This is a genomic window from Kitasatospora sp. NPDC058115 (genome assembly GCF_042884635.1).
GTDB lineage: Bacteria > Actinomycetota > Actinomycetes > Streptomycetales > Streptomycetaceae > Kitasatospora.
Window position 1 is genome coordinate 189,531 of record NZ_JBHVTL010000008.1, and the last position, 22,010, is coordinate 211,540.

The following is a 22,010-nucleotide window of genomic DNA, read 5'->3' on the forward strand; positions in this document are numbered from 1 at the left end:
TGCCGGGTCGTACCGAGCCGCACCCCGTCAGCGTCGCCGGGCCACCGCGGTCCATGGCGCCTGCCCACATCCCCGACCAGTTTGGGGGCAGGCGCCTTTCGCGTTTCCCGGGGCGGGCCGGTCCCCGGGACGGTCCCCGGGCCGGCCTGCGGGTCAGCCGGCGGGGAAGTAGACGGGGCGGCCGGCGAGGTTGAGGACCACCCGGTCGCCCAGGGGCTCGGCGGGCCGGAACCGGGCCTCCCGTGCGTCGCCGTTCGGTTCGCAGTCGGCCGGCCGGCCGTCGGTGCGGCCGATCAGCACCAGGACGCCGGCGGTCCCGTACGTCGCGCCCGGCAGCGGGGCGGCGCAGTTCTCGGGGGACAACAGGGCCCAGAAGTCGCTCTCGCCGGCGGTGCGATTGGCCCACCAGAGGTCCGTGACGCCCTCGGGAAGGTCCCCGTCCTCGACCTTGTGCGGGCCGGGCGGCTCCTGCGACTCCACGGCCGCGACCGCGTAGGGGTCGTCGACTCCGGCGAACCGGAACTCCCAGACCGGGACCGTCGCCGTCCCGCGGCTGGTGATCTGGGGCCGGGTCGCGGGCCGGACGGCGATGACGGTGAGCACGGTGTCGCAGGGCTCCCTGGTGCAGGGGGTGTCGCGGTAGCGCACGAGCTGCTCGTAGGCGGCGCGCGGGTCGGTCAGCGGCAGGGTCCGGGAGGTCCCGTCCGGGAAGGAGACCGTCCCCGGGCCGGAGAACGGGGGGAACTCGGCGTCCAGGTCGATCCGGTCGCCGAGGAACGCCGCGAAGGCGCGGTCGTCCTGGTGGAAGTCCCTCGGCAGCCAGTACTGCCCGTCCTGCTGGGGGTAGTAGCCGTCGCGCCAGATCCGTTCGGACTCCGAGCCGGGCCAGGACTGCGCCACCTGGCGGGCGCGTTCCAGCGCCCCGGCGGGGACCGGGGTGTCGCGGACGGCGGCCGGCGTGACGGCGGGTACGGGGGAGGTGTCACCGGGGACGGTGAGCACGGCCAGGACGGGGAGCAGGACCACGGCGGCGGTGCGAAGTCGTCTCAGCACATCGTCGGGGACGCCCGGCGGCGCGCTCGGGTTGCGTCAACCGTTGTCGATTCCGGCCGAGTTGTGGATCCCGGGGGGTCATCGGGGGGTTGGGGATGTCCATGGCGACGGTGGGGGACTAGAGTGCGTTCCGGGGAGCTACGGGTCGGCTACCGCGCGTATCCGGACGGTGGTCGTCCGGGCGGTCACGGCGGCGGCCGACGGCTCCGCGGAGGGTGTTCCGAGGACTGTTGTTTGTCGGTCCCTGATGGAAGACTGCGGCCGACGGCCGGGGGGCTGCGCGAGGTGCGGAGGGTTGAGGCGATGGGTGCGACTCAGGCGGGTGGTGGTGCCACGGTGCGGCGTCTGCTGCTGGGGTCGCAACTACGAAGGCTCCGGGAGGCCCGGGGCGTCAGCCGGGAGGAGGCCGGGTACTCGATCCGGGCCTCCGAGTCCAAGATCAGCCGGATGGAGCTCGGCCGGGTCGGCTTCAAGGAGCGCGACGTCGCCGACCTGCTGACGCTGTACGGGGTCGACGCGGAGCCGGAGCGGGCCTCGGTGCTGGGGCTGGTGCGGGCGGCCAACGCGACGTCCTGGTGGCACGGCTACGGGGACGTCCTGCCGGGCTGGTTCCAGAACTACCTGGGGCTGGAGGAGGCCGCCACCGAGATCCGCAGCTACGAGGTGCAGTTCGTCCACGGGTTGCTGCAGACCGCCGACTACGCGCGGTCGGTGATCACCCACGGCGGGCACGTCACCGAGGCGGCCGAGATCGAGCGGCGGGTGGAGGTGCGGCTCAAACGCCAGGAGGTGCTGACCGCCGACCGTGCGCCGCGGCTGGTCGCCGTGCTGGACGAGGCCGTGCTGCGCCGGCCCTGGGGCGGCCCGGAGCCGATGCGGGCGCAGGTCGACCGCCTGCTGGAGCTGACCGACCTGCCGAACGTCGAACTCCAGGTGATGCCGCTGGGTTTCGGCGGGCTGCGGGCGGAGGGCGGGGCGTTCTCGGTGCTGGCCTTCGACGAGCAGGAACTGCCGGACATCGTCTACCTGGAGCAGTTCACCACCGCCCTGTACCTGGACAAGCCGACGGAGGTCGCCGAGTACGCGGGCGCGATGGACGGTCTGGTGGCGGACAGCCTCTCCCCCGAGCGGACACGAGAACTTCTTCGCTCCGTACGCCAAGAACTCTGACGGATAAGTACGATGAGCCCCGATCAGATCTGATCGCGAACGACCGCGAGCGATGTTCGTGCGTTCCCGTAGGCATGAGAGGGATCAGATGTCGTACCTTTCCGAGTTGGCGCTGCAGTACATCGACGGTGAGTGGCGCGAGGGCAGCGGCTCCTGGGACATCGTCGACGTCGACCCCTTCACCGGCGACAAGATCGCCGCCATCACCGTCGCCACCGTCGAGGAGGTCGACCAGGCCTACCGGGCCGCCGCGCTGGCGCAGAAGGAGTGGGCGGCCACCAACCCCTACACCCGCCGGCTGGTGTTCGAGCGCGCGCTGCGGATCCTGGAGGACCGCGAGCAGGAGATCACCCGCGACATCATGACCGAGCTCGGCGGCACCGCCGTCAAGGCCTGGTTCGAGCTCTCGCTCACCAAGGACATGCTGCGCGAGGCGATGCAGCTGTCGCTGCGCGCCGAGGGCCGGCTGCTGCCCTCCCCGGTGGACGGCAAGGAGAACCGGCTCTACCGGCTGCCGGTCGGCGTCGTCGGGGTGATCAGCCCGTTCAACTTCCCGCTGTTCCTGTCGATGAAGGCGGTCGCCCCGGCGCTGGCGCTCGGCAACGGCGTGGTGCTCAAGCCGCACCAGGAGACGCCGGTGGTCGGCGGCACCCTGATCGCCAAGATCTTCGAGGAGGCGGGCCTGCCCGCCGGACTGCTGAACGTCGTGGTCACCGACATCGCCGAGATCGGCGACGCGTTCATCGAGCACCCGGTCCCCAAGGTGATCTCCTTCACCGGCTCCGACAAGGTCGGCCGGCACGTCGCCACCGTCGCCGCCGCGCACTTCAAGCGCACCGTCCTGGAGCTGGGCGGCAACAGCGCGCTGATCGTGCTGGACGACGCCGACCTCGACTACGCGGTGGACGCGGCCGTGTTCAGCCGCTTCGTGCACCAGGGGCAGGTCTGCATGGCCGCCAACCGGGTGCTGGTCGACCGCACGGTGGCCGAGGAGTTCACCCGCAGGTTCGTCGCCAAGGTCGCCACCCTGAAGGTCGGCGACCCGCGGGACCCGGCCACCCACATCGGCCCGCTGATCAACCCCGTCCAGGCCGACGCCCTCACCGCACAGGTCGACCAGGCGGTCGCCGCCGGCGCCACCGCGCTGCTGCGCGGCACCACTACCGGCAGCCTGATGGAGCCCGTGGTGCTCGGTGACCTGCCGGCCGACGCGCCGATCCTGCGCAACGAGCTGTTCGGCCCGGTCGTGCTGCTGGTGGCGTTCGACGGCGAGGACGAGGCGGTGCGGATCGCCAACGACACCCCGTTCGGGCTCAGCGGCGCGGTGCACACGGCCGACGTGGAGCGCGGCGTGCGGGTCGCCCAGCGGATCGAGACCGGCATGATCCACGTCAACGACGGGACCATCGCGGACGAGCCGGTGGTGCCCTTCGGCGGCGAGAAGAATTCGGGCGTGGGCCGGCTGAACGGCGACGCCACGGTCGACGCGTTCACCACCGTGAAGTGGATCTCGATCCAGCACGGGCGCAGCCGCTTCCCGTTCTGACGGCCGCGGCCGCTCCGGCCGTCCGCTCCGCCCGCTCCCGCGACGGAGGGGACGGCCGGGTTCCACTTGCCCGGCAGGGCTGCCCTATGCTGCGCCTGTCGGGTCGTGCGGGGACCAGTGGGGACTGTGTTCGACCGCATGCGACCGTGGGTGACCGGAACGGACCGAAGGGGTGGCAGGGGTGACCGGGTTTCAGGAGATCGGCCGGGAGTGGCTCGTCGGTGACGAGGGCGACGAGGTGCGGCCGCCCGCCGACCTGCGCCCCGAGATCCCGCACCCCGCCCGGATGTACGACTACTACATCGGCGGCAAGGACAACTTCCCGGCCGATCGCGAGGCCGCCGAGCGGGTGCTCGCCATCAGCCCGATGGTGCGGCTCAGCGCGCTCGCCAACCGGGCCTTCCTCGGCCGTGCGGTGCGCCACCTCGCCGGCGAGGGCATCCGGCAGTTCGTCGACATCGGCACCGGCATCCCCAGCGCCGGGAACACCCACGAGGTCGCCCAGCAGGTCCGGCCGGACGCCCGGGTGGTCTACCTCGACAACGACCCGATCGTGCTGGTGCACGGCCGCGCCCTGCTGAGCGGCGCCGCCCCGGGCAGCACCTCGGTGGTCCAGGCCGACCTGCGCGACCCGGCCGCGATCCTGGCCACCCCCGAGGTCCGCCGGGCACTGGACTCCGGCGAGCCGGTGGGACTGCTGCTCGTGGCCGTCCTGCACTTCATCGACGAGCAGGACGACCCGTACGGCATCGTGCGCACCCTGGTGGACGCCCTGCCGCCCGGCAGCCGCCTCGTGCTGTCGCACGGCACCCTCGACTTCACCCCGACCGCCGACGCCGGCCGCGGCCCCGCCGTCTACCGCAGCGCCTCCGCCCAGCTGACCATGCGCAGCCGCGAGCAGGTGCTCCGCTTCTTCGACGGCCTCACCCTCGCCGACCCCGGCCTGGTCACCGCCCCCCTCTGGCGCCCCGACACCCCCGAGCGGCCCACCGACTCCCAGATCGGCATCTGGGCCGCCGTCGGCGAGAAGTCCTAGGCGGGGCGGCGGAGCCGTCCGGCGGCCGCGGGATCGGGGGCCGAACCCCGTCGCGGTAGTTCGTGGTGCGAATTTCTGCTGTTAGGCTGGCCGGATGGTGAAGAGCGAGGGTGGCGGGATCGGGGTCGTCGGGGCGCTGGTGCGGGCGGCGTTCCTGGTGGACGCGGTGTACGCCGAGTCGGCGCGGGAGCACGGGCTGACGCCGCAGCAGGGGCAGTTGCTGTGCGTGCTGCTGGGGCGGTCGTACGTGATGGGGGAGCTGGGCGGCGTGCTGCGGCTGGCCAAGTCGAGCCTGTCCGGGCTGGTGGACCGGAGCGAGCGCAACGGGCTGGTGCGGCGGGAGAGTTGCGAGGGGGATGCGCGGTCGGTGCGGGTCGCGCTGACGGCGGAGGGGCTCGCGCTGGGGGAGCGGTTCCACGCGGAGACCTGCCGGCGGATCGACGAGCTGCCGGCCGGGCTGTCCGCCGGGGAGCGGGAGGTGCTCGCCGGGCTGCTCGGGCGGGTGGTGCTGGACAACGAGGTGCCGCCGGTGTTCGGCGGGTAGCCGGCGGCCGGGGGCCGGAAGGGGTTGCAGTTCGCGGAACGAACCAATAGGTTCGTGCTGCGAACTTCAGCTCTTTTTTGCTTTGGGGGAACGATGAGCATCGAGAACGCGGGCGTCGTCTTCGGGTTCGGAGCGCCGGGGGAGCTCGCCGGTACCGCGCAGCTGCTGGACGTCGTCCAGCAGGCCGACCGGGACGGGCTGGACCACTTCTCGCTGTCCGACCACCCGTACCTCGGCGCGCGGGTGGACGCCTACGCCGCGCTCGGCTTCCTGCTCGGGCGCACCGGGCGGATCAGCGGCTTCGCCAACGTCACCAACCTGCCGAGCCGGCCCGCCCCGCTGCTGGCGCGGACCGTCACCTCGCTCTCCGCGCTGTCCGGCGGGCGGGTGGTGCTGGGGATGGGCGCCGGCGGGATCTGGGACCGGATCGCCGACCTGGGCGTCGAGCGGCTCGCTCCGGGCGAGGCGGTGGAGGCCTTCGAGGAGGCGATCGTGCTGATCAAGCGGCTGTCCGGGGGCGGCCCGCCGCTCACCCACGAGGGCCGGCACTACCGCGTCCGGGACATCGAGCCGGCGCCGGTGGCCGCGCCGCCGGTGTGGACGGGCTCCAACGGGCGCAAGTCGCTGGCGGTCACCGGCCGGGTCGCCGACGGCTGGATCCCCGGCCACGCGGCGGACTGGCTCAGCGAGCGCTACCGCACCTCGCGACCGGTCGTCGACGAGGCGGCCGCCGCCGTCGGACGCGACCCGCGCGAGGTGCGCACCGTCTACAACCTGCCCGGCCGGATCACCGACCGGCCGCTCGCCGCGACCCGCGACGCCGAGGGCAGGTGGCTCGGCGGCTCGGTGGACCAGTGGGTGGCGGAGCTGACCGGCGCGGTGCTGGAGCACGGCGCGTCCGGCTTCACCCTCTTCGCCGCCGACCACGGCTCGCCCGACCCGGTCACCCTCCGCCGGTGGGCGCGGGAGGTCGCCCCGGCGGTCCGGGAGGCGGCCGGGAAGGGCTGAGCCGGACTCAGGCGGCCCGGGACTCGCGGCGGTAGCCGCCCGGCGCCAGGCCGAACTCCCGCTTGAAGGCCTTGGCGAAGGCGTACTCCGAGCCGTACCCGGTCTGCGCGGCCACGGCGGTGAGCGGGGCCTCCGACTCGCGCAGCAGCCGGGCCGCGGTGGTCATCCGCCAGCGGGTCAGGTACGCCATCGGCGGTTCGCCGACCAGGGTGGTGAAGCGGCGGGCGAACGCCGCCCGGGAGAGCCCGGCCCGGGTGGCCAGGGACTCCACCGTCCAGGCCGCGGACGGCGCCTCGTGGATCGCGGTCAGCGCCGGGGCCACCGCCGCGTCGCCGAGCGCCGCCGCCCAGCCGGCCGCGGTGGCGGGCGGCTGCTCCTCGAACCACGCCCGCAGGATGTACAGCAGCAGCGAGTCGATCAGCGCCGGGACGATGCCGGCCGAGCCGATCCGCGGGTTCTCCAGCTCGGCGCCGAGCAGCTGGACGGCCGCGCTCAGCTCGGGGTGGCGCCCGTGCCGGGTCTGCAGGTGGACGATCTCCGGCAGTTGCCGCACCAGCGGGTGCGGCCGCGCCTGGTCGAGGTGGTAGTTGCCGCACAGCAGGCTGGTGCGCGGCCCGTCCCCGCCCAGGCTGACGGTGCCGATCGGCAGGCCCGGCCGGAAGTGCGAGGGCTGCTCGGGGACGGCCGGGGTCCGCGGGTGGTCGGCGAGGACGTGGCCGCGGCCGTCCCGCAGGAAGACGACGTCCCCCGGGCTGAGCGCGATCGGCTCGGCCGCGTCGTCCTCCAGCGGCACCAGCCAGCAGGTGCCGTAGAGCACCACGTGGAACCCGGCGCCGGCGACCGGGGGCAGCCGCAGCCCCCACGGGGCCCGCCCCTCGGTGCGGACGGAGGCGGGCTGCCCGGTCCGCATCGAGCTCAGTGCCTCGGTCAGGATGTCCACCCGGTCTCCCCCGGTCGCAGTGTGTCCCCGAGCACCTTACGGCGCACCCCGCGGCTCAGCCGACGGTGAGGACGATCTTGCCCTGGGTGCGGCCGGTGGCGATCAGCTCGTGGGCCTTGCCGGCCTCCTCCAGCGGGAAGGTCCCGGCGATGTGCGGCCGGATCCGGCCCTCGTCGACCAGCGCGGCGATCGCCTCCAGCGAGGCGTAGTCCGGCTCCACCGAGACACCGGCGAACCGCCGCCCGGCGGCCTCGACCTCGGCGGCCAGCGCGGTGTTCCAGTGCTCCATGATCGAGACCAGCACGCCGCCCTCGCGCAGCACCTCCAGCGAGGCGGTGCCCTGCGAGGAGGAGTCGAACACCACGTCCACCTTCCCGACCCGGCCCAGGAAGCCCTCCTCGCGGTAGTCGATCACCTCGTCGGCGCCCAGCGAACGCACGAAGTCGTGCTTGGGCCCGCTCGCGAGGGCGATCACGTGCGCGCCGCGGGCCTTGGCGATCTGCACCGCGAGGTGGCCGACGCCGCCCGCCGCCCGGTGGATCAGCACCCGCTGTCCCCCGGCCAGCCCCGCCGCGTCCACCAGGCCCTGCCAGGCGGTCAGTGCGGCCAGCGGCAGCGCGGCGGCCCGCACGTGGTCCAGCGCGGCGGGCTTGCGGGCCACCTGGCGGGAGGGCACGGCCACGTACTCGGCGTAGCCGGTGGCGGCGCGCGGGAAGAACGGCATCCCGAACACCTCGTCGCCGGCCTTGAAACGGGCACCGGGGCCGGCCTCCTCGACCACGCCGGAGATGTCCCAGCCGACCCCGAACGGCGGCTCGCCGAGCAGCGGGAACGCGCCCGAACGGACCGCCGCGTCCACCGGGTTGACGCCGCTGGCGTGCACCCGGACCAGGACCTCGCCGCCGCGCGGGGCGGGCCGCTCGATCTCGACGAGCTCCAGGACCTCGGGACCGCCGAAGGACTTCTGGGTGACTGCGCGCATGGGACCGCTCCTTCTCGCAAGGATCGTGCTCTCGTTGACGTGATCAACGGTAGGCAGGGCCCGCGCGCGGCTGAATATCCCGCTGTCTCGGAAAGATGTCCCAGCGTCTCGCCCGCCGGCCGTCCGGTCCGGAGGGCGGGCGAAGTGGACCCTCCCACGGGGGGAGGGTCCACCATGGGCCCGTGCGAGACCAGGACGACTTCCTCACCATCGGGCGCTTCGCCCGCCTCTGCCGGCTGAGCGTCAAACAGCTCCGCCACTACGACGACACGGGCCTGCTGCCGCCGGCCCGGGTCGACCCCGCCACCGGCTACCGCTACTACGCCCCCGCCCAGGCCCGTGACGCTCTCACCGTCGCGCTGCTGCGCGAACTCGACCTGCCGCTCGCGGTGATCGCCGCGACCATGGCGGCCGGCGAGCCGGAACGGGCCCGGCTGCTGCGCGCCGAACGCGACCGGGTCGCCGAGCGGATCAGCCGCGACCGGGCCCGCCTGGAGCTGCTGGAACGCCTCGCGGACGGCGGCGGGCTGCCCGGCTACGAGATCACCCTCGGCCGCGAGCCGCGGCGCACGCTCGCCGTCGTGCGGGCGGTGGCCGGCCCGGGCGAGCTGGCGCAGCGGGTCGGCGGGTGCGTCGGGCTGCTGCTGGCGCACCTGGACGGCACGCCGTGGCGGCCGCCGCTGTGGGGGCTGTTCCCGCTGGACCTCGGGGAGGGCATGCGGATCGCCGTCGGCGCCGAGGTGGACGAGGCGCACGAGGCGGCCGGGCTGGAGCACGAGGTGCTGCCCGGCGGGCCGGTGGTGGAGACCGTCCACCACGGCCCGTACTCCCAACTGCCGCTCGCCTACCACGCCCTGCTGGCCGCCGTGCACGAGCGCGGACTGCGGCCGCTGGCGCCGGTGCGGGAGGCGTACCTGGTCGGACCGGGGGAGGCCCCGGCGGAGGAGTGGACGACCCGGCTGGTGGTCCGGGTCGAGGAGCGGACGGAGGAGGCGGCGTGAGCGGGTCGCGCGGCGGGGAGCACTGCGAGACGACGGCGCTGGGCGTGCTGCTGCGCCACGAGGGCGTCGACCTGTCCGAGCCGATGCTGTTCGGGCTCGGGGCGGGGTTGTCGTTCGTCTACTGGGACGGCAGGGGGATGGACTTCCCGTTCCTCGGCGGCCGGGTCAAGCCCTTCGAGCTGACCCGCGCGCTGGCCGCCCGGCTCGGGCTGGAGCTGGACGTCCGGGAGACCGCCTCCGCCCGCCGGGCCTGGCAGAACGTGGCCGGCGAGCTGGACGCCGGGCGCCCGGTCGGGCTCCAGCTGGACAGCTACCACCTGGAGTACTTCACCTCCAGGGTGCACTTCGGCGGGCACGTGGTCGCGATGGAGGGCTACGACGCGCACGACGCGCACCTGGTGGACACCGCCCAGCAGGGCGGCGCGGTCACCACCAGCCTGGCCTCGCTCGCCGCGGCGCGCGCCGAACGCGGCCCGATGACCGCCCGCCACCGCTCCTTCACGCTCACCCGCCCCGGCGGAGCACCGCACGTGCGGGGCCTGCTGGCCCCGGCGATGGCCGCGTGTGCGGCGGCGTTCCTGAACCCGCCGATCGCCAACCTCGGGCACCGCGGTATCGCGAAGGCCGCCGCGCTGGTGCCGGGCTGGCTGGCCCGCGCCGACCGGCCGCGGATCCAACTGCCGCAGGCCGCCCGGATGATGGAGAAGGCCGGGACGGGCGGCGCGCTGTTCCGCAACCTCTACCGGGACTTCCTCGGCGAGAGCGCCGACCTGCTCGGCGACCCCCGGGTGCGCGGCGCCCGCGACCGGTACGCCGAGGCCGCGGCGGGCTGGACCGAGGTGGCCGCCCTGGTCGGCGCGGCGGGGGAGTCCGGGGACGCGGCGCACCTGGAGCGGGCCGGGCGCCTGCTGGGGGAGCTGGCGCGGATCGAGCGCGAGGCGATGGGGCAGCTGGCACTGCTCGCCGCCTGAGCACGGGAGCGGCCCCGGGGCGAGCGCCCCGGGGCCGGTCCGGTGGTGGGGTCGAACCGGGTGGCGTCAGAAGACCGGCCGGCCGGCCCGCACCAGGCGCCAGGACTCGGTGAAGAAGTCCGCCGGGTCGATGACGCCCTTCTCCTTCACCCAGGCGATCATCGCGTTGCGGATCTCGTCCGAGTTGGCCCACAGCTTCTGGGCGGCCGCGACGTGCGGGAAGTTGCCGCCGCCGTTGGCGCGGTAGTTGTTGACCGCGAGGACGAACCGGGCGGTCGGGTCGATCGGCTTGCCCTCGAAGGAGAGGCCGACGATCCGCGAGCCGACCGGCTGGGAGATGTCGATGTCGTAGGAGACGCCGTACACCGCGTCGTAGTTGTAGTCCGGGGTGTTCTGCGCGTTGGTGAGCGTGGCCTTGTCGACCGGCGCGTCCGGGGCGAGCCGGGCGTAGTACTTCGCCGAGAACTCCAGGTAGTCCTTGATCTGGGCGCCCGTCAGGACGCGGGCCTCCAGGGTGTTCTCGTAGATGTACAGGCCGGCCGCGTCACGCAGCTTGACCTGGCCGGACGGGATGACCGCGGTGCGGTTGAACGGCGCGGCCTGGGCGAGGACCGGCAGCTCGGCGTACTGGCCGCCGGCCAGCGCGGCGCGCACCACGTCGGCCTGGACCCTGCCGATGAGGTCGATGATCGGGGTGTCCCGGAACGGCGCATCGGCGATGGACAGCTCGATCCTGGCGGTGCCGATGACCTGGTTGACGTACTCGACGACCTTCTTGTGCTGCTCGGTCATCAGGCCGACGATCTCCGGGTCCTCCGGGACGGTGTTGGAGTTCAGCACCCGGGAGGTGAGCGAGACGACCTTCCACGCGCCCTTGTCGAACTCGACCTCGAAGTCGAAGCAGGTCAGGCGCTGGCCCCAGCACAGCGGCTCGGAGAGCACGACCGTCCGGCCGGTCTCCTTGTTGACGACCAGGCGCTGGGCGATCTCCTTGTGGGCGTGGCCCACCAGGACGGCGTCGATGCCCGGCACCTGCTCGGCCAGCGCCACCGAGGCGTTCTCCGGCCAGGGCAGCTGGTCGCCGTAGGAGGTGGCCTCGTCCGTGCCGGAGTGGCAGGCGACCACGACGACGTCCGCGCCGGCCGCCCGCACCTTCGGCACCCAGGTCTTCGCGGTCTCGACGATGCCCGGGAAGGTCATCCTGCCGGCGACGTTGGCCTTGTCCCAGATCGCGATGCCCGGGTTGGTCAGGCCGACGATGCCGACCTTCAGGGCCGGGCCGTTGCCGAGCTTCAGCTTGCGGATCACGTACGGCGGGAAGGCCGGCTTGTCGTTGCGGGCGTTCAGCGCGTTGGCGCCCAGCAGCGGGAAGTCCAGCTGCTCCTCGTAGGCGCGCAGGGTGTCGATGCCGTAGTTGAACTCGTGGTTGCCGAGCGCGGCGGCGGTGTACTCCATGGTGTTCATGGCGAGCGCCATCGGGTGCTCGGGCGCGGTGTCGGCGTCGGTGGCGATCGGCTCGACCCGGGCGTAGTAGTACGTCAGCTGGGTGCCCTGGATGGTGTCACCGGCGTCGATGAGCAGGCAGCGGTCCCAGCCCTTCTCCTCGCGCACCTGCTTGGCGAGCGTGGAGATCTTGGCGAGGCCGACCTCGTTGTGCGCCTTGTCGGCGTAGACCGCGTCGGTGAAGTAGTCCCAGTTGAGCACCCGGCCGTGCAGGTCGGTGGTGCCCATCACGGTGAAGGCCTGGCGCTTGGTCCGGCCCTTGGCGCGGGCCTCGTCCGGTCCGGCCGCCGCGGCGGGGGTGGCGGCGGCGAGGGTGGCGCTGCTCGCGAGGGCGGCGCCGGCGGCGGTGGCGGCGGACCGGGTGACGAAGTCACGGCGGTTCAGGGACATTGGACGACTCTCCCGGTGGGACTACGGAACGGACCTCGGTGACGCGCGTAGAAGTACGCGCGTAGAAGTGTGCCGTGCGCCCGGGCCGGGGGGATAGCCCCCCGACCTGTCCGGCAGGTGAGATCTTGGCGACCCGTTCATGACGCGGGCGGGCAGGTGCGGTACTCCCCACCTGCCCGCCCGCGCCCGGTCGGGACCCGTCCTAGATGTAGCCCTCGCGGACCGCGTGGGCCACCGCGTGCGCCCGGTTGCGCAGCTGGAGACGGGTGGTCAGACCGTGCAGCACGTTCTTGACGGTCCGTTCCGAGTACGACAGCCGGGCCGCGATCTCCCCGGTGTCCCACCCCTCCGCGACCAGTCGCAGCACATCGGACTCACGCTCCGACAGACCCGTCGGAGCCTGCCCCGGCATGCCCTGCACGGACCGCTGCAACCGGCCCACCTGGGCGATCAGCCGCCCCTGCAGATCCGCCGGCAGATCACCGTCGCCCCGGGCCGCGGCCAGCACCGCCCGGCCCAGCCGGTCCGGCGTCGCCTCCCGGCGCCACAGGATCGCCGCCACCCCGCACTCGACGGCCTCCATCAACTCGGTCTCGCGCAGCCGCTCGACCACCAGCACCACCCGCTGCCCGGCACCGCGCACCAGCCGGCGCAACGCCGCCGTCGCGGCCGCGTCGGCCGACTCGGCGACCAGCACCGTCACCGTGCCCGGCGCGGGCGCACCCGTCGGGTCCACCACCGCGACCCCGGGAAAACGGCGCAGCTGCGCCTCGGCACCCGCGCGGGAGAGCGGATCGGCGGCCTGGACGGCGACCGGCACCGTCGAGGTGCGGGCCGCCTGGGCGACGGCCGGCCGCGTGGTGCCCGCGGCACCGCGCACCGCCTGGGCGGCGGACGTCTGGGCGTGCGCGGACGCCACGGCGGCCGTGCCCGGCACGGCCCCGGCGACGGCGACCGCACGGGGCGCCACCGGGCGCTGCGGCGGCACCGTGCGCGTGGCGGACGCCGAAGCCCGCACCGCCGTACCACGGCGGTCGTACTCGGTGTGCAGAACAGTCAAATCTGGCCCCCTCCTGGAGAAGCCGGCCCGGCCACCCGGTGGACCCCGAACCCTGGGGCATTGCGCCCCACCCGGGACGGCCGGCCGTTTCGACGGCGATCCGGGAGCGCTGCCCATGCCCCGGAAACTGCCTCCATGCTTCCCGCCCGGGCAGCCTCCCGGCCATCGTGGTCCACCACGAGATCGGGCCCGCCGGGCAGTCCCCGCCGATCGGCGGGGGCAACGGATCAGGCCCCGCGGGTGGTCAAAGGGGCGGGCGCACTGCCCCCGGGACAATCGGAGCGCGCCCTTCCGGGCCGATCCGCGACACCACCCGGGTTCGCCGGGACCCGTCGTGTCACGGGGAGAACCGGACTCACCGGTAACGCGTGGTTAGCACGTCAAGCCGATTTCCCGGTACAACGGCGGATACTGCCCTTTCGGACCAGGACAGGCGGCCGGGAAGGGCAGAAGGGGAGAGAGGGGAAACCGGGGATGCGCACCACCACGTCCACCCGGCTCGCGGAACGCGAACCACAGCTTCGGCAGATCGCGGACCGGGCCGCCGCGGCCCGCCGGGGCACCGGCCACGTCCTGCTGATCACCGGCGCCATCGGCACCGGCCGCACCGCGCTGCTCGCCGAGGCCGCCCGCCGCGCCGCCGCCGACGGCACCACCGTGCTGCGCGCCCGCTGCTCCGCCGAGGAGACCGCCACCCCCTACGCGGCCGCCCGCCAGCTCTTCGACACCGGCCCCACCCCCGCCGGCCCCTACGGCCACTGGGGCGCCGCGGCGGCCGCGGACCCCACCGCCGCCGCCGACCCCGGCACCTACGCCGGCACCGCCGAGGCCACCCTCTGGTCCCTGCTCCGCCTGCACAGCACCCACCACCCGCTGCTGCTCGCCGTCGACGACATCCACCTCGCCGACGAACCCTCCCGGCGCTGGCTGCGCCAGGTCGCCCGCCGCATCGACCGGCTGCCCGCCCTGCTGATCGCCACCGAACACCGCCAGGCCACCCTCGACACCCCGCCCGGCCGCTTCGCCCGCGACCTCACCCCCGACCTCGCCACCACCCTGCGGCTCGCCCCGGTCAGCACCCCCGCCGCCGTCCGGATCGCCCGGCAGCACCTCGGGCCCGGCACCCCCGCCGGCCTCGCCGCCGACTGCGCCCGCGCCAGCGGCGGCAACCCGCTGCTGCTCACCGCACTGCTCGCCGACCTCGCGACGGACCCGGCCGACGGCGACGGCCCGTACGGCGACGGCCCGTACGGCGACGGCCCCGACGGCGAGGGCCCGGACGGCGAGGGCCCCGGCGGACACCGGCCCGGCACGCCCGACCTGCCCGCCACCCTCCCCGAACGCTGCGGCGCCCTGCCCGGCGGCGCCTTCGCCGAAGCCGTCGACGCCTGGCTGCACGGCGCCGGCGACCACGCCGTCACCGTCGCCCGCGTCCTCGCCCGGATGCGCGAACACCCCGCCGCCGACACCACCCCCGCCCCCGGAACCCCGCCCCTCGACCCCGTCCCCCTGCTCGCCGACCTCACCGGCGCCGACCCCGGCCGGCTCACCGGCTGGCTCGCCCACCTCACCCTCCACCACCACGTCGACACCCCCGGCCCCGGCCACTGGCCCCGCTTCGCCCACCCCCTGCTCGCCGACGCCGTCCTCACCGGCCACGCCCCCGGCCACCGCGCCGAAGTCCACCTCGCCGCCGCCGAACACCTCCACCGCACCGGAGCCCCCGACGAGACCGTCGCCGGCCACCTCCTGCTCACCCCCGCCCCCACCCCCCGCTGGGCCGCCGACACCCTGCGCCGCGCCGCCCGCCAGGCCGCCGAGGCCGACCACCCCGCCGACGCCGCCACCCTGCTGCGCCGCGTCCTCGCCGAACCCCTCAGCGACCGCCAGCGCGGACTGCTGCTCACCGAACTCGGCAGCCTCGAAGTCACCCTCGGCCCCGCCGAACGCACCGTCGGCCTGCGCCACCTCGCCGAAGCCGTCCACCTCCAGCAGACCGACGAGGGCGTCTTCCGCGCCGCCAACACCCTCGGCGCCGTCCTCGCCACCCGCGGCGACACCACCGCCGCCATCGAGCTCATGGACGAACTCGCCCACCGCTTCGTCGACCAGGAGGACGTCCTCCACGCCGTCCAGGCCGCCACCGCCCAGATCGCCGCCCACGACGGCCGCAGCTGGCTCCAGGTCGTCGAAGGCGTCCAGCGCCTCGCCGCCCGCACCCCCCACCGCCTCGCCCCGCCCGCCTTCGCCCTGCTCACCGAATTCGACGCCACCAGCGGCCTGCTCTCCGCCACCGAGGTCACCGAACGCATCCGCGAACTCGACGACGCCCCCGTCGACCCGCTCTGCCGCTCCTACCTGCTGGTCTCCCTCGCCACCCTCTCCCAGTGGGCCGACCTCCTCGACCAGGCCGAGGAGATCGTCGCCCGCGGCTTCGCCTGCTACCGCGGCGGCCCCCTCGACCCCGGCTACCAGTGCCTGCTGAGCGTCCGCGCCGAAACCAGGATCATGCGCGGCGAGTACCAGGCCCTCCTCGACGACTACGCCCTCACCGCCCCCGGACCCGACCCCACCCCCGCACCCTCCGCCGCGCCACCCGCCCCCGCCCTCCTCCCGCCCACCCCCTGGGGACCCCCCGGCCTGCCCCGGCTGCACACCTGGGGCGCCCCCGGCCACCACGCCACCCCCGGCCCCTCCTGGTGGACCACCACCCCCGTCCCCCGCCCCCTCCCCGACGACACCGCCCCCGGCCGCTACGCCGAACTCCTCGGCCAGCAGAACGCCCACCTCGTCGCCCAGAGCGTCATCGCCCTCGTCGAGACCGGCCGCCTCTGGCAGGCCCACGGCCTCGCCCGCGCCGTCGCCGCCGACCGCGCCCAGGACTCCTGGGAGTGGAACGAGTACCTCTACGCCCGCGGCCTGCTCCGCCTCGCCTCCGGCGAACCCGCCGAAGCCCTCGCCGACCTCCTCGAATGCGGCCGCCGCCAGGGCGAACGCCAGGTCCGCAGCCCCATCGTCACCCCCTGGCGCTCCGTCGCCGCCGAATGCCACCTCCTCCTCGGCGAACCCGGACCCGCCGTCGCCCTCGCCGAGGAGGAACTGCGGCTCGCCCGCGTCTGGGGCACCCCCCGCACCGTCGGCCGCGCCCTGCGCGCCCTCGCCGCCGCCACCGGCGGACGCCACGGACTCGACCTCGCCGCCGAAGCCGTCCACCTGCTGCGCACCGCCGAGATCGACACCGAACTCATCCCCGCCCTCATCACCTACGGCCGGCTGCTCGCCGACGGCGGCCGCCGCGGCGCCGCCCGCCGCGCCCTGCGCGAAGCCGCCGGACGCGCCGAACGCCTCGGCGCCGTCCGCCACCGCGCCGCCGCGCTGGAATCGCTGCGCGCCTCCGGAGCCCGCATCGGCCGCGCCGACCACGCCGGGGCCGAAGCCCTCACCGACAGCGAACTGCGCATCTGCCGCCTCGCCGCGGCCGGGCACTCCAACGCCGAGATCGCCGCCATGCTCCACCTCGCGGTCCGCACGGTCGAGACCCACCTCACCAACAGCTTCCGCAAACTGGGCGTGCGCCGCCGCCTGGAACTGCCCGGCGCCCTCGACGCCTGACCCGCCCGACGCCGAAGCGGCCGGCACCCGGAGAACCCGGGCCCGGCCGCTCCGCCGTCCTCCCCCCACCACGGCACGACGGTCAGGACGCCGGCACCAGCGCCGCCATCTCGTCCACCGCCCGGGCCAGCTCCGCCGCCGGATCCGCCCCGTCCGACACCCACGGCTGCCACGTCAACGCGCGCAGGTACCCGTCCACCGCCAACGGCAGCCGACGGACCACGATCGGCTCCGTGGTCGGACCCGGCCCGGCCGAGCGCAACCGCACCAGCAACCCCGGCACGTTCGCCGACGGCGGCAGCGGCGCCGAACCCACGAACACCGCCAACTCCTCCAACTGCGGCCACACCCGCGGCGGCTCCGGCACCGGCACCGGCACCGGCACCGGAGGAGCCGGCACCTGGACCGGCACCGGAGGAGCCGGCACCTGGACCGGCGCGGGCTTCTCCCGCACCGACACCGGATCGGACTTCCCCGGAATCCCGGTCCCCTTGGGTGCCCCGGGCGGCCACAACAGCACCACCGCCCCGTACAGGGCGGCCACGATCCCCGGCCACCACGCCCCGCCGTAGCCCGCGAAGTGCAGCCCCAGCCCCACCGCACCGGCCCCGCACGCGGCGATGTTGCGGGCCGACCCCAGGTACCGCAGCAGCCGCCCTCCCCCCTCGCCGTCGCCGTCGCCGTTACTGGTAGCCACGGATCTCCTCGAACGCGCCGTCCAGCGAACCCGTCCCGTCGAACAGCTTGCCGCTCGTCAGATCCGCGATCCCCTGCAACTGCGCCTTCGCCGCGTCACCGAACAGGATCGGGAACACCCGCACCGACCTCAGCGCCGGCGACAACCCCGCACGGAACGTCTTGAAGTCCTGGTCCGACGCGCCCTCGTTGCTCTGCCCGTCCGTCATCACCACGATCGAGGTGAACCGGTCGTCCTTCGCCGCGGCCTGCTGCCGCTCGATCACCCGGTACGCCTCCTCCAGCGACGAGTACACCGCCGTACCGCCCTCCGCCGACAACGCCTGCACATCCGCGTTGATCGACGCCAGCTCCTGCTGCGCCGCCGCACCCGCCGGAACGGTGTGCGTCTTCGTGGACTTGACCTTCGAGGCGAACGAGATCAGCGTGACCTCCTCGCGGTCACGGAACCGCCGCACCCCCCGGGAGTCGTCCGACCCGGTCAGCCGGCCCATCGCCGACTTCAGCGCCGCCAGCCGCTCCCCGGTCATCGAACCCGAGGTGTCCAGCACGTACACCGTGCGCGAGGGCCGCCGCAGCTCGTTCTGGTACGAGGCCAGCAGCTGGTTCGCCACCGCCAGACTGCCCGGGAACGGCAGCTCCCGCCGCCGGTCCGTCGGCACCCCCACGGCCGGGGCCACGCCCGCCGTCACCGGGTGGCGCAGCGTCTGCTCCGAGATCCGCTTCTGGACGTCCTCCTTCAGCAGGTACTCGGTCAGCCGGCGGAACGACTCCTGCTCCCGGGGCTGCGCGGAACTCAGCAGCGTCAACGGGTAGCTGGCCGTCACCACGCCGTCCGCCGGACGCACCACCGTGAGCTGCTGGTCCGGCGGCAGCGTCTTGTTCAACGACATCAGCACCGACTCGTAGTTCACCAGCGCCCCGACCGAACCCGCCTCGGCCTGGGTGTACGCCTGGGTCAGCCAGCCGGACGACCCGGACGTCAGCTTCTGCCCGGCGAAGAACTGCTTCAGCTGCGGCGTCGCCTTCACCACGTCCGCCTCGGTCAGCGCCGCGTTCGCGGCCGAGAACGCCGAGGCCACCGCCACCAGCCCGGAGAAGCCCGAGTTCGACCGGGAGGGGTCCGCCATGCCGTAGGACAGCTTCCCGCCGGCCGCCGCCTCGGCGAGGTTGCCCCAGGTCACCGACGAGCCGTCCCCCCAGCCCAGCTCGCCCAGCACCGAGGAGCGGATCCCGAACGCCACCGGCGACGTCATGACCGGGCTCTCCGACAGCAGCTTCGGCCGGCTCTTCTCGTCCAGCCGCAGGTACTGGTTCGACGGGAACCAGAGCGCGTCGTACTTCCCGTCCGCCGCGCCGCCGGAGACCGCCTCCGCGCCGTCCAGCGAACCCGTCCAGGAGAACTGGACGGTCACCCCGGTCTCCTTCTGCGCCTCCGCCAGGATCGGTGCCATGTCCTGCAACTCGCTGCCGGCCAGGACCCGCAGCACCCCCGCCTGCGCGGTCGGGGCCGGAGGTCTGGTCGGGTCCGGCTTCGGCGCGGCGGACGACGTGCACGCCGTCACCATCGCCGCCAGCACCGCCAGTCCGGCGGTCAGCCCCCGGACCCCGCCCCGCTGCTTCCCCGCCATCGCGGCCTTCCCTGTCGCCATGTCTCCCGCTCAGTTCTTCGTCGCGACTTCGGTCAGCTTCTTCAGCACGTCGTACACCGGGACGGCGGCGTGGCCGATCCCCGACCGGTTCAGGTCCGGCGACAGGTGGAACGAGTCGGCCCGGCTCCTGAGCTGGGCGCCGAACGCCGTGACGTCCCCCTGGATGCGGAAGCCGTGCCGGGTCGCGGCCTCCCGCAGCTTGGTGTTGCTCTGCAGCAGCCCGGCCAGCTTCCGCCCGCCCGGGCTGAACCCGACCAGCGTGTGGTCCGAGAAGATCGTGGTGTCCGGGTAGAGCACCACCGTGTCGTCGGGAGCCTTGTTCTGCAGCACCAACTCGGCCGCCTCCGACTCGTACACCAGCGACAGCGGCCGGCCGACGCCCGAGGTGAAGCCCTTGAACAGCAGGTCGGTGGACTGCTGCTTCTCGCCCTGCTTGACGATCGCGGTGTGGAGCAGGTCCTTCACCTTCTCCACCTCCGCGTCGCTCGACACCGGGCCGTTGTTCTCCAGGGAGGAGAGCAGCGCCAGGTACATCGCCCCGGAGGAGGAGTCGTTGGGGTCGGTGGTGGCCATCATGATGCTCCCGCGCAGCTCGCCCTGCGACTTGCCGCCCGAGAGGTCCTCCCACGTCCTGCCCTTGCGCAGGGCGTCCAGGTAGACGTCCATCTTGAAGTTCCACACGTGGGTGGCGGGGTCCAGGACCGCCATCCCGCCGGCCTCCAGCGCCTTGGCGGTCGCCTCGTGGGCCACCACCACCAGCGGCGAGTAGAACGGTGCCGGGCTCAGCTCGGCGATGCCCTTCTTCTCCCGGATCTTGTCGGCCGGCGCCTTGCTCGCCGGGAACGCGAAGTCCTGCCCGTCCAGCTTGTCGACCATCTGCCAGGAACCGACGGGCAGGGTGTTCACGACGAGCCCCTGGGCCGCCAACTCGGCCTTGACGTCCTTGTCCTGGAAGAACTCCTGCTTCTCCGAGCCGATGAGACCGGTGATGGTCTCGGTCTTCTCGGTCTTATCCGACGGTCGCAGCAGCGCGAACGCCACCCCGCCGAGCAGCGCCAGTGCCAGCAGCACCCCGAACGCACGCTTCATGCCGGACGATTCCCCCTCGTCGCACGTTCTCCGTCACGCCGGGCACCTCACCCGGGTGACGAGCGTCCCGCCGTGCCACGAGCGCCGGCCGAAGTGACGGTGAACCAGGGGTGAACACCCCTTCACGGAATCGCATCAGGGGACGGGTGGCGGCGAACGCCGGGGAACCTCTCGCACGCCGGTCCGACGTTGTGTCAGATTGTTCAACTCTCCTTACGGCAACGGCCATCCCGTTGTCCGGACCCGCATCGACGTTACGCGTCGGTAATGCCTACTCTCAGCACTATGCGCCGAGCAAAAATCGTCTGTACCCTCGGGCCCGCCACCGACAGCTACGACCAGATCAAGTCCCTGGTCGACGCCGGGATGGACATCGCCCGATTCAATCTGAGCCACGGCTCCCACATCGAGCACGAGGAGCGCTACCGCCGGGTCCGCAAGGCCGCGGACGAGACCGGCCGCAGCGTCGGCGTGCTCGTCGACCTTCAAGGCCCGAAGATCCGCCTCGGGGCGTTCACCGAGGGCCCGGTACTTCTCGAACGCGGCGACGAGTTCACCATCTCCACCGACAACGGCGTCGAGGGAGACCAGAACGGCTGCGGCACCACCTACCCCGGCCTCGCCGGGGACGTCACCGCCGGCGAGCGGATCCTCGTCGACGACGGACGGGTCACCCTGGAGGTCGTCGAGGTGGCCGGACCGCGGGTCCGCTGCGTCGTCGTCGAGGGCGGCCTGGTCTCCGACCACAAGGGCCTCAACCTCCCCGGGGTCGCCGTCTCGGTGCCCGCGCTCAGCGAGAAGGACATCGCCGACCTGCGCTGGGCCCTGCGGGCCGGCGCCGACCTCGTCGCGCTCTCCTTCGTCCGCAGCGGGCAGGACGTCGAGGACGTCCACCGGGTGATGGACGAGGAGGGGCGCCGGGTCCCCGTCATCGCCAAGATCGAGAAGCCGCAGGCGGTGGAGAACCTCGACTCCATCGTCGACCGCTTCGACGGCGTCATGGTGGCCCGCGGCGACCTCGGCGTGGAGATGCCGCTGGAGGACGTGCCGATGGTCCAGAAGCGGGCGGTCGCCCTGGCCCGGCGCAACGCCAAGCCGGTCATCGTGGCGACCCAGATGCTCGACTCGATGATCAACTCCTCGCGGCCCACCCGTGCCGAGGCCTCCGACGTCGCCAACGCCGTCCTCGACGGCACCGACGCGGTGATGCTCTCCGGTGAGACCTCGGTCGGGAAGTACCCGTCCGAGACGGTCCGCACGATGGGCCGGATCATCGAGGCCGCCGAGCAGGACATCCTCTCCGCCGGACTGCCCCCGCTCACCCCCAGCAACAAGCCCCGCACCCAGGGCGGCGCCGTCGCCCGCGCGGCCGCGGAGATCGGCGACTTCCTGCACGCCAAGTACCTGATCGCCTTCACCCAGTCCGGCGACACCGCCCGCCGGCTGACCCGCTACCGCTCGCCGATCCCCGTCCTCGCCTTCACCTACGAACCGGCCGTCCGCAGCCAACTCGCCCTCACCTGGGGCGTGGAGACCTTCCTCGGCCCGTTCGCGCCCACCACCGACGAGATGGTCGAACAGGTCGACGCCGCCCTGCTCTCCCTCGGCCGCTGCCAGAAGGGCGACATCGTCGTCATCACCGCCGGCTCCCCGCCCGGCCTCGCCGGCTCCACCAACCTCGTCCGCGTCCACCACGTCGGCACCCTGGACGACTGACCCCGTTCCAGCGGCGCGGCGCCTCCTCGGGGCCGCGCCGC

At 73.8% G+C, this 22,010-nt stretch carries 17 protein-coding genes; 9 read left to right on the plus strand and 8 right to left on the minus strand.

Annotated elements, in window-relative coordinates:
- Positions 1 to 153: 153 nt before the first annotated feature.
- Positions 154 to 1,053 carry a hypothetical protein gene (locus ACFVVL_RS11350; RefSeq protein WP_387673421.1) on the minus strand — a complete coding sequence of 300 codons (900 nt, stop codon included), beginning with the start codon at positions 1,051 to 1,053 and terminating at the stop codon, positions 154 to 156.
- Between the two features lie 303 nt (positions 1,054 to 1,356).
- Here ACFVVL_RS11350 and ACFVVL_RS11355 point away from each other — a divergent pair, with 303 nt between their 5' ends.
- From ACFVVL_RS11355 to ACFVVL_RS11375, 5 genes are all read left to right on the plus strand, one after another.
- Positions 1,357 to 2,223, plus strand: coding sequence for a helix-turn-helix domain-containing protein (locus tag ACFVVL_RS11355; RefSeq protein ID WP_387673424.1), 867 nt, complete (start codon positions 1,357 to 1,359; stop codon positions 2,221 to 2,223).
- A gap of 88 nt (positions 2,224 to 2,311) precedes the next feature.
- Positions 2,312 to 3,769: an aldehyde dehydrogenase family protein gene (locus tag ACFVVL_RS11360; protein ID WP_380286783.1), complete on the plus strand. Its 1,458-nt coding sequence runs from the start codon at positions 2,312 to 2,314 to the stop codon at positions 3,767 to 3,769.
- 181 nt (positions 3,770 to 3,950) lie between these two features.
- Positions 3,951 to 4,805 (plus strand): SAM-dependent methyltransferase, encoded by an 855-nt coding sequence (locus tag ACFVVL_RS11365; protein WP_380286782.1) that lies wholly within the window; start codon positions 3,951 to 3,953, stop codon positions 4,803 to 4,805.
- Between the two features lie 94 nt (positions 4,806 to 4,899).
- Entirely contained in the window at positions 4,900 to 5,349 is a 450-nt protein-coding gene (locus ACFVVL_RS11370; RefSeq protein ID WP_387673427.1) for a MarR family winged helix-turn-helix transcriptional regulator, read from the plus strand.
- Between the two features lie 93 nt (positions 5,350 to 5,442).
- Entirely contained in the window at positions 5,443 to 6,357 is a 915-nt protein-coding gene (locus ACFVVL_RS11375; RefSeq protein WP_380286780.1) for an LLM class flavin-dependent oxidoreductase, read from the plus strand.
- Positions 6,358 to 6,364: 7 nt separating this feature from the next.
- Here the strand turns inward: ACFVVL_RS11375 and ACFVVL_RS11380 are convergent, their stop codons facing one another.
- Together ACFVVL_RS11380 and ACFVVL_RS11385 are read right to left on the minus strand one after the other, a co-directional pair.
- Positions 6,365 to 7,297: an AraC family transcriptional regulator gene (locus ACFVVL_RS11380; protein WP_387673430.1), complete on the minus strand. Its 933-nt coding sequence runs from the start codon at positions 7,295 to 7,297 to the stop codon at positions 6,365 to 6,367.
- A 55-nt stretch (positions 7,298 to 7,352) separates the two neighbouring features.
- Positions 7,353 to 8,279, minus strand: a complete 927-nt coding sequence (locus ACFVVL_RS11385) for an NADP-dependent oxidoreductase (RefSeq protein WP_387673433.1) — start codon at positions 8,277 to 8,279, stop codon at positions 7,353 to 7,355.
- 182 nt (positions 8,280 to 8,461) lie between these two features.
- Here ACFVVL_RS11385 and ACFVVL_RS11390 point away from each other — a divergent pair, with 182 nt between their 5' ends.
- Together ACFVVL_RS11390 and ACFVVL_RS11395 are read left to right on the plus strand one after the other, a co-directional pair.
- The gene (locus ACFVVL_RS11390; protein WP_380286777.1) at positions 8,462 to 9,280 is read left to right on the plus strand and encodes a MerR family transcriptional regulator; all 819 of its coding nucleotides are present in this window, start codon (positions 8,462 to 8,464) and stop codon (positions 9,278 to 9,280) included.
- Complete coding sequence (locus ACFVVL_RS11395; RefSeq protein WP_387673436.1) at positions 9,277 to 10,251, plus strand: BtrH N-terminal domain-containing protein; 975 nt, start codon at positions 9,277 to 9,279, stop codon at positions 10,249 to 10,251. The genes ACFVVL_RS11390 and ACFVVL_RS11395 overlap by 4 nt, the downstream gene beginning before the upstream one ends.
- 66 nt (positions 10,252 to 10,317) lie before the next feature.
- Here ACFVVL_RS11395 and ACFVVL_RS11400 read toward each other — a convergent pair whose 3' ends face one another.
- Positions 10,318 to 12,144 carry a bifunctional metallophosphatase/5'-nucleotidase gene (locus tag ACFVVL_RS11400; RefSeq protein ID WP_387673439.1) on the minus strand — a complete coding sequence of 609 codons (1,827 nt, stop codon included), beginning with the start codon at positions 12,142 to 12,144 and terminating at the stop codon, positions 10,318 to 10,320.
- Positions 12,145 to 12,346: 202 nt separating this feature from the next.
- Entirely contained in the window at positions 12,347 to 13,024 is a 678-nt protein-coding gene (locus tag ACFVVL_RS11405) for a LuxR C-terminal-related transcriptional regulator (protein ID WP_387673567.1), read from the minus strand.
- A 654-nt stretch (positions 13,025 to 13,678) separates the two neighbouring features.
- Between ACFVVL_RS11405 and ACFVVL_RS11410 the strand changes: the two genes are divergently transcribed.
- Positions 13,679 to 16,816, plus strand: a complete 3,138-nt coding sequence (locus ACFVVL_RS11410) for an AAA family ATPase (RefSeq protein ID WP_387673442.1) — start codon at positions 13,679 to 13,681, stop codon at positions 16,814 to 16,816.
- An 82-nt stretch (positions 16,817 to 16,898) separates the two neighbouring features.
- On the opposite strand, the gene ACFVVL_RS11415 is transcribed toward ACFVVL_RS11410, so the two are convergent.
- The 3 genes from ACFVVL_RS11415 to ACFVVL_RS11425 are packed head-to-tail and all read right to left on the minus strand — an operon-like array spanning position 16,899 to position 20,253.
- A complete protein-coding gene (locus ACFVVL_RS11415; protein WP_387673445.1) occupies positions 16,899 to 17,513 on the minus strand; it encodes a hypothetical protein in 615 nt (204 codons plus the stop codon).
- Positions 17,500 to 19,164, minus strand: coding sequence for a substrate-binding domain-containing protein (locus ACFVVL_RS11420; RefSeq protein ID WP_387673448.1), 1,665 nt, complete (start codon positions 19,162 to 19,164; stop codon positions 17,500 to 17,502). The genes ACFVVL_RS11415 and ACFVVL_RS11420 overlap by 14 nt, the downstream gene beginning before the upstream one ends.
- A gap of 9 nt (positions 19,165 to 19,173) precedes the next feature.
- Positions 19,174 to 20,253: a hypothetical protein gene (locus tag ACFVVL_RS11425; protein ID WP_380290561.1), complete on the minus strand. Its 1,080-nt coding sequence runs from the start codon at positions 20,251 to 20,253 to the stop codon at positions 19,174 to 19,176.
- 285 nt (positions 20,254 to 20,538) lie between these two features.
- On the opposite strand from ACFVVL_RS11425, the gene pyk reads away from it, so the two are divergent.
- Complete coding sequence (gene pyk, locus ACFVVL_RS11430; RefSeq protein ID WP_387673452.1) at positions 20,539 to 21,969, plus strand: pyruvate kinase; 1,431 nt, start codon at positions 20,539 to 20,541, stop codon at positions 21,967 to 21,969.
- The last annotated feature ends 41 nt before the right edge of the window (positions 21,970 to 22,010 follow it).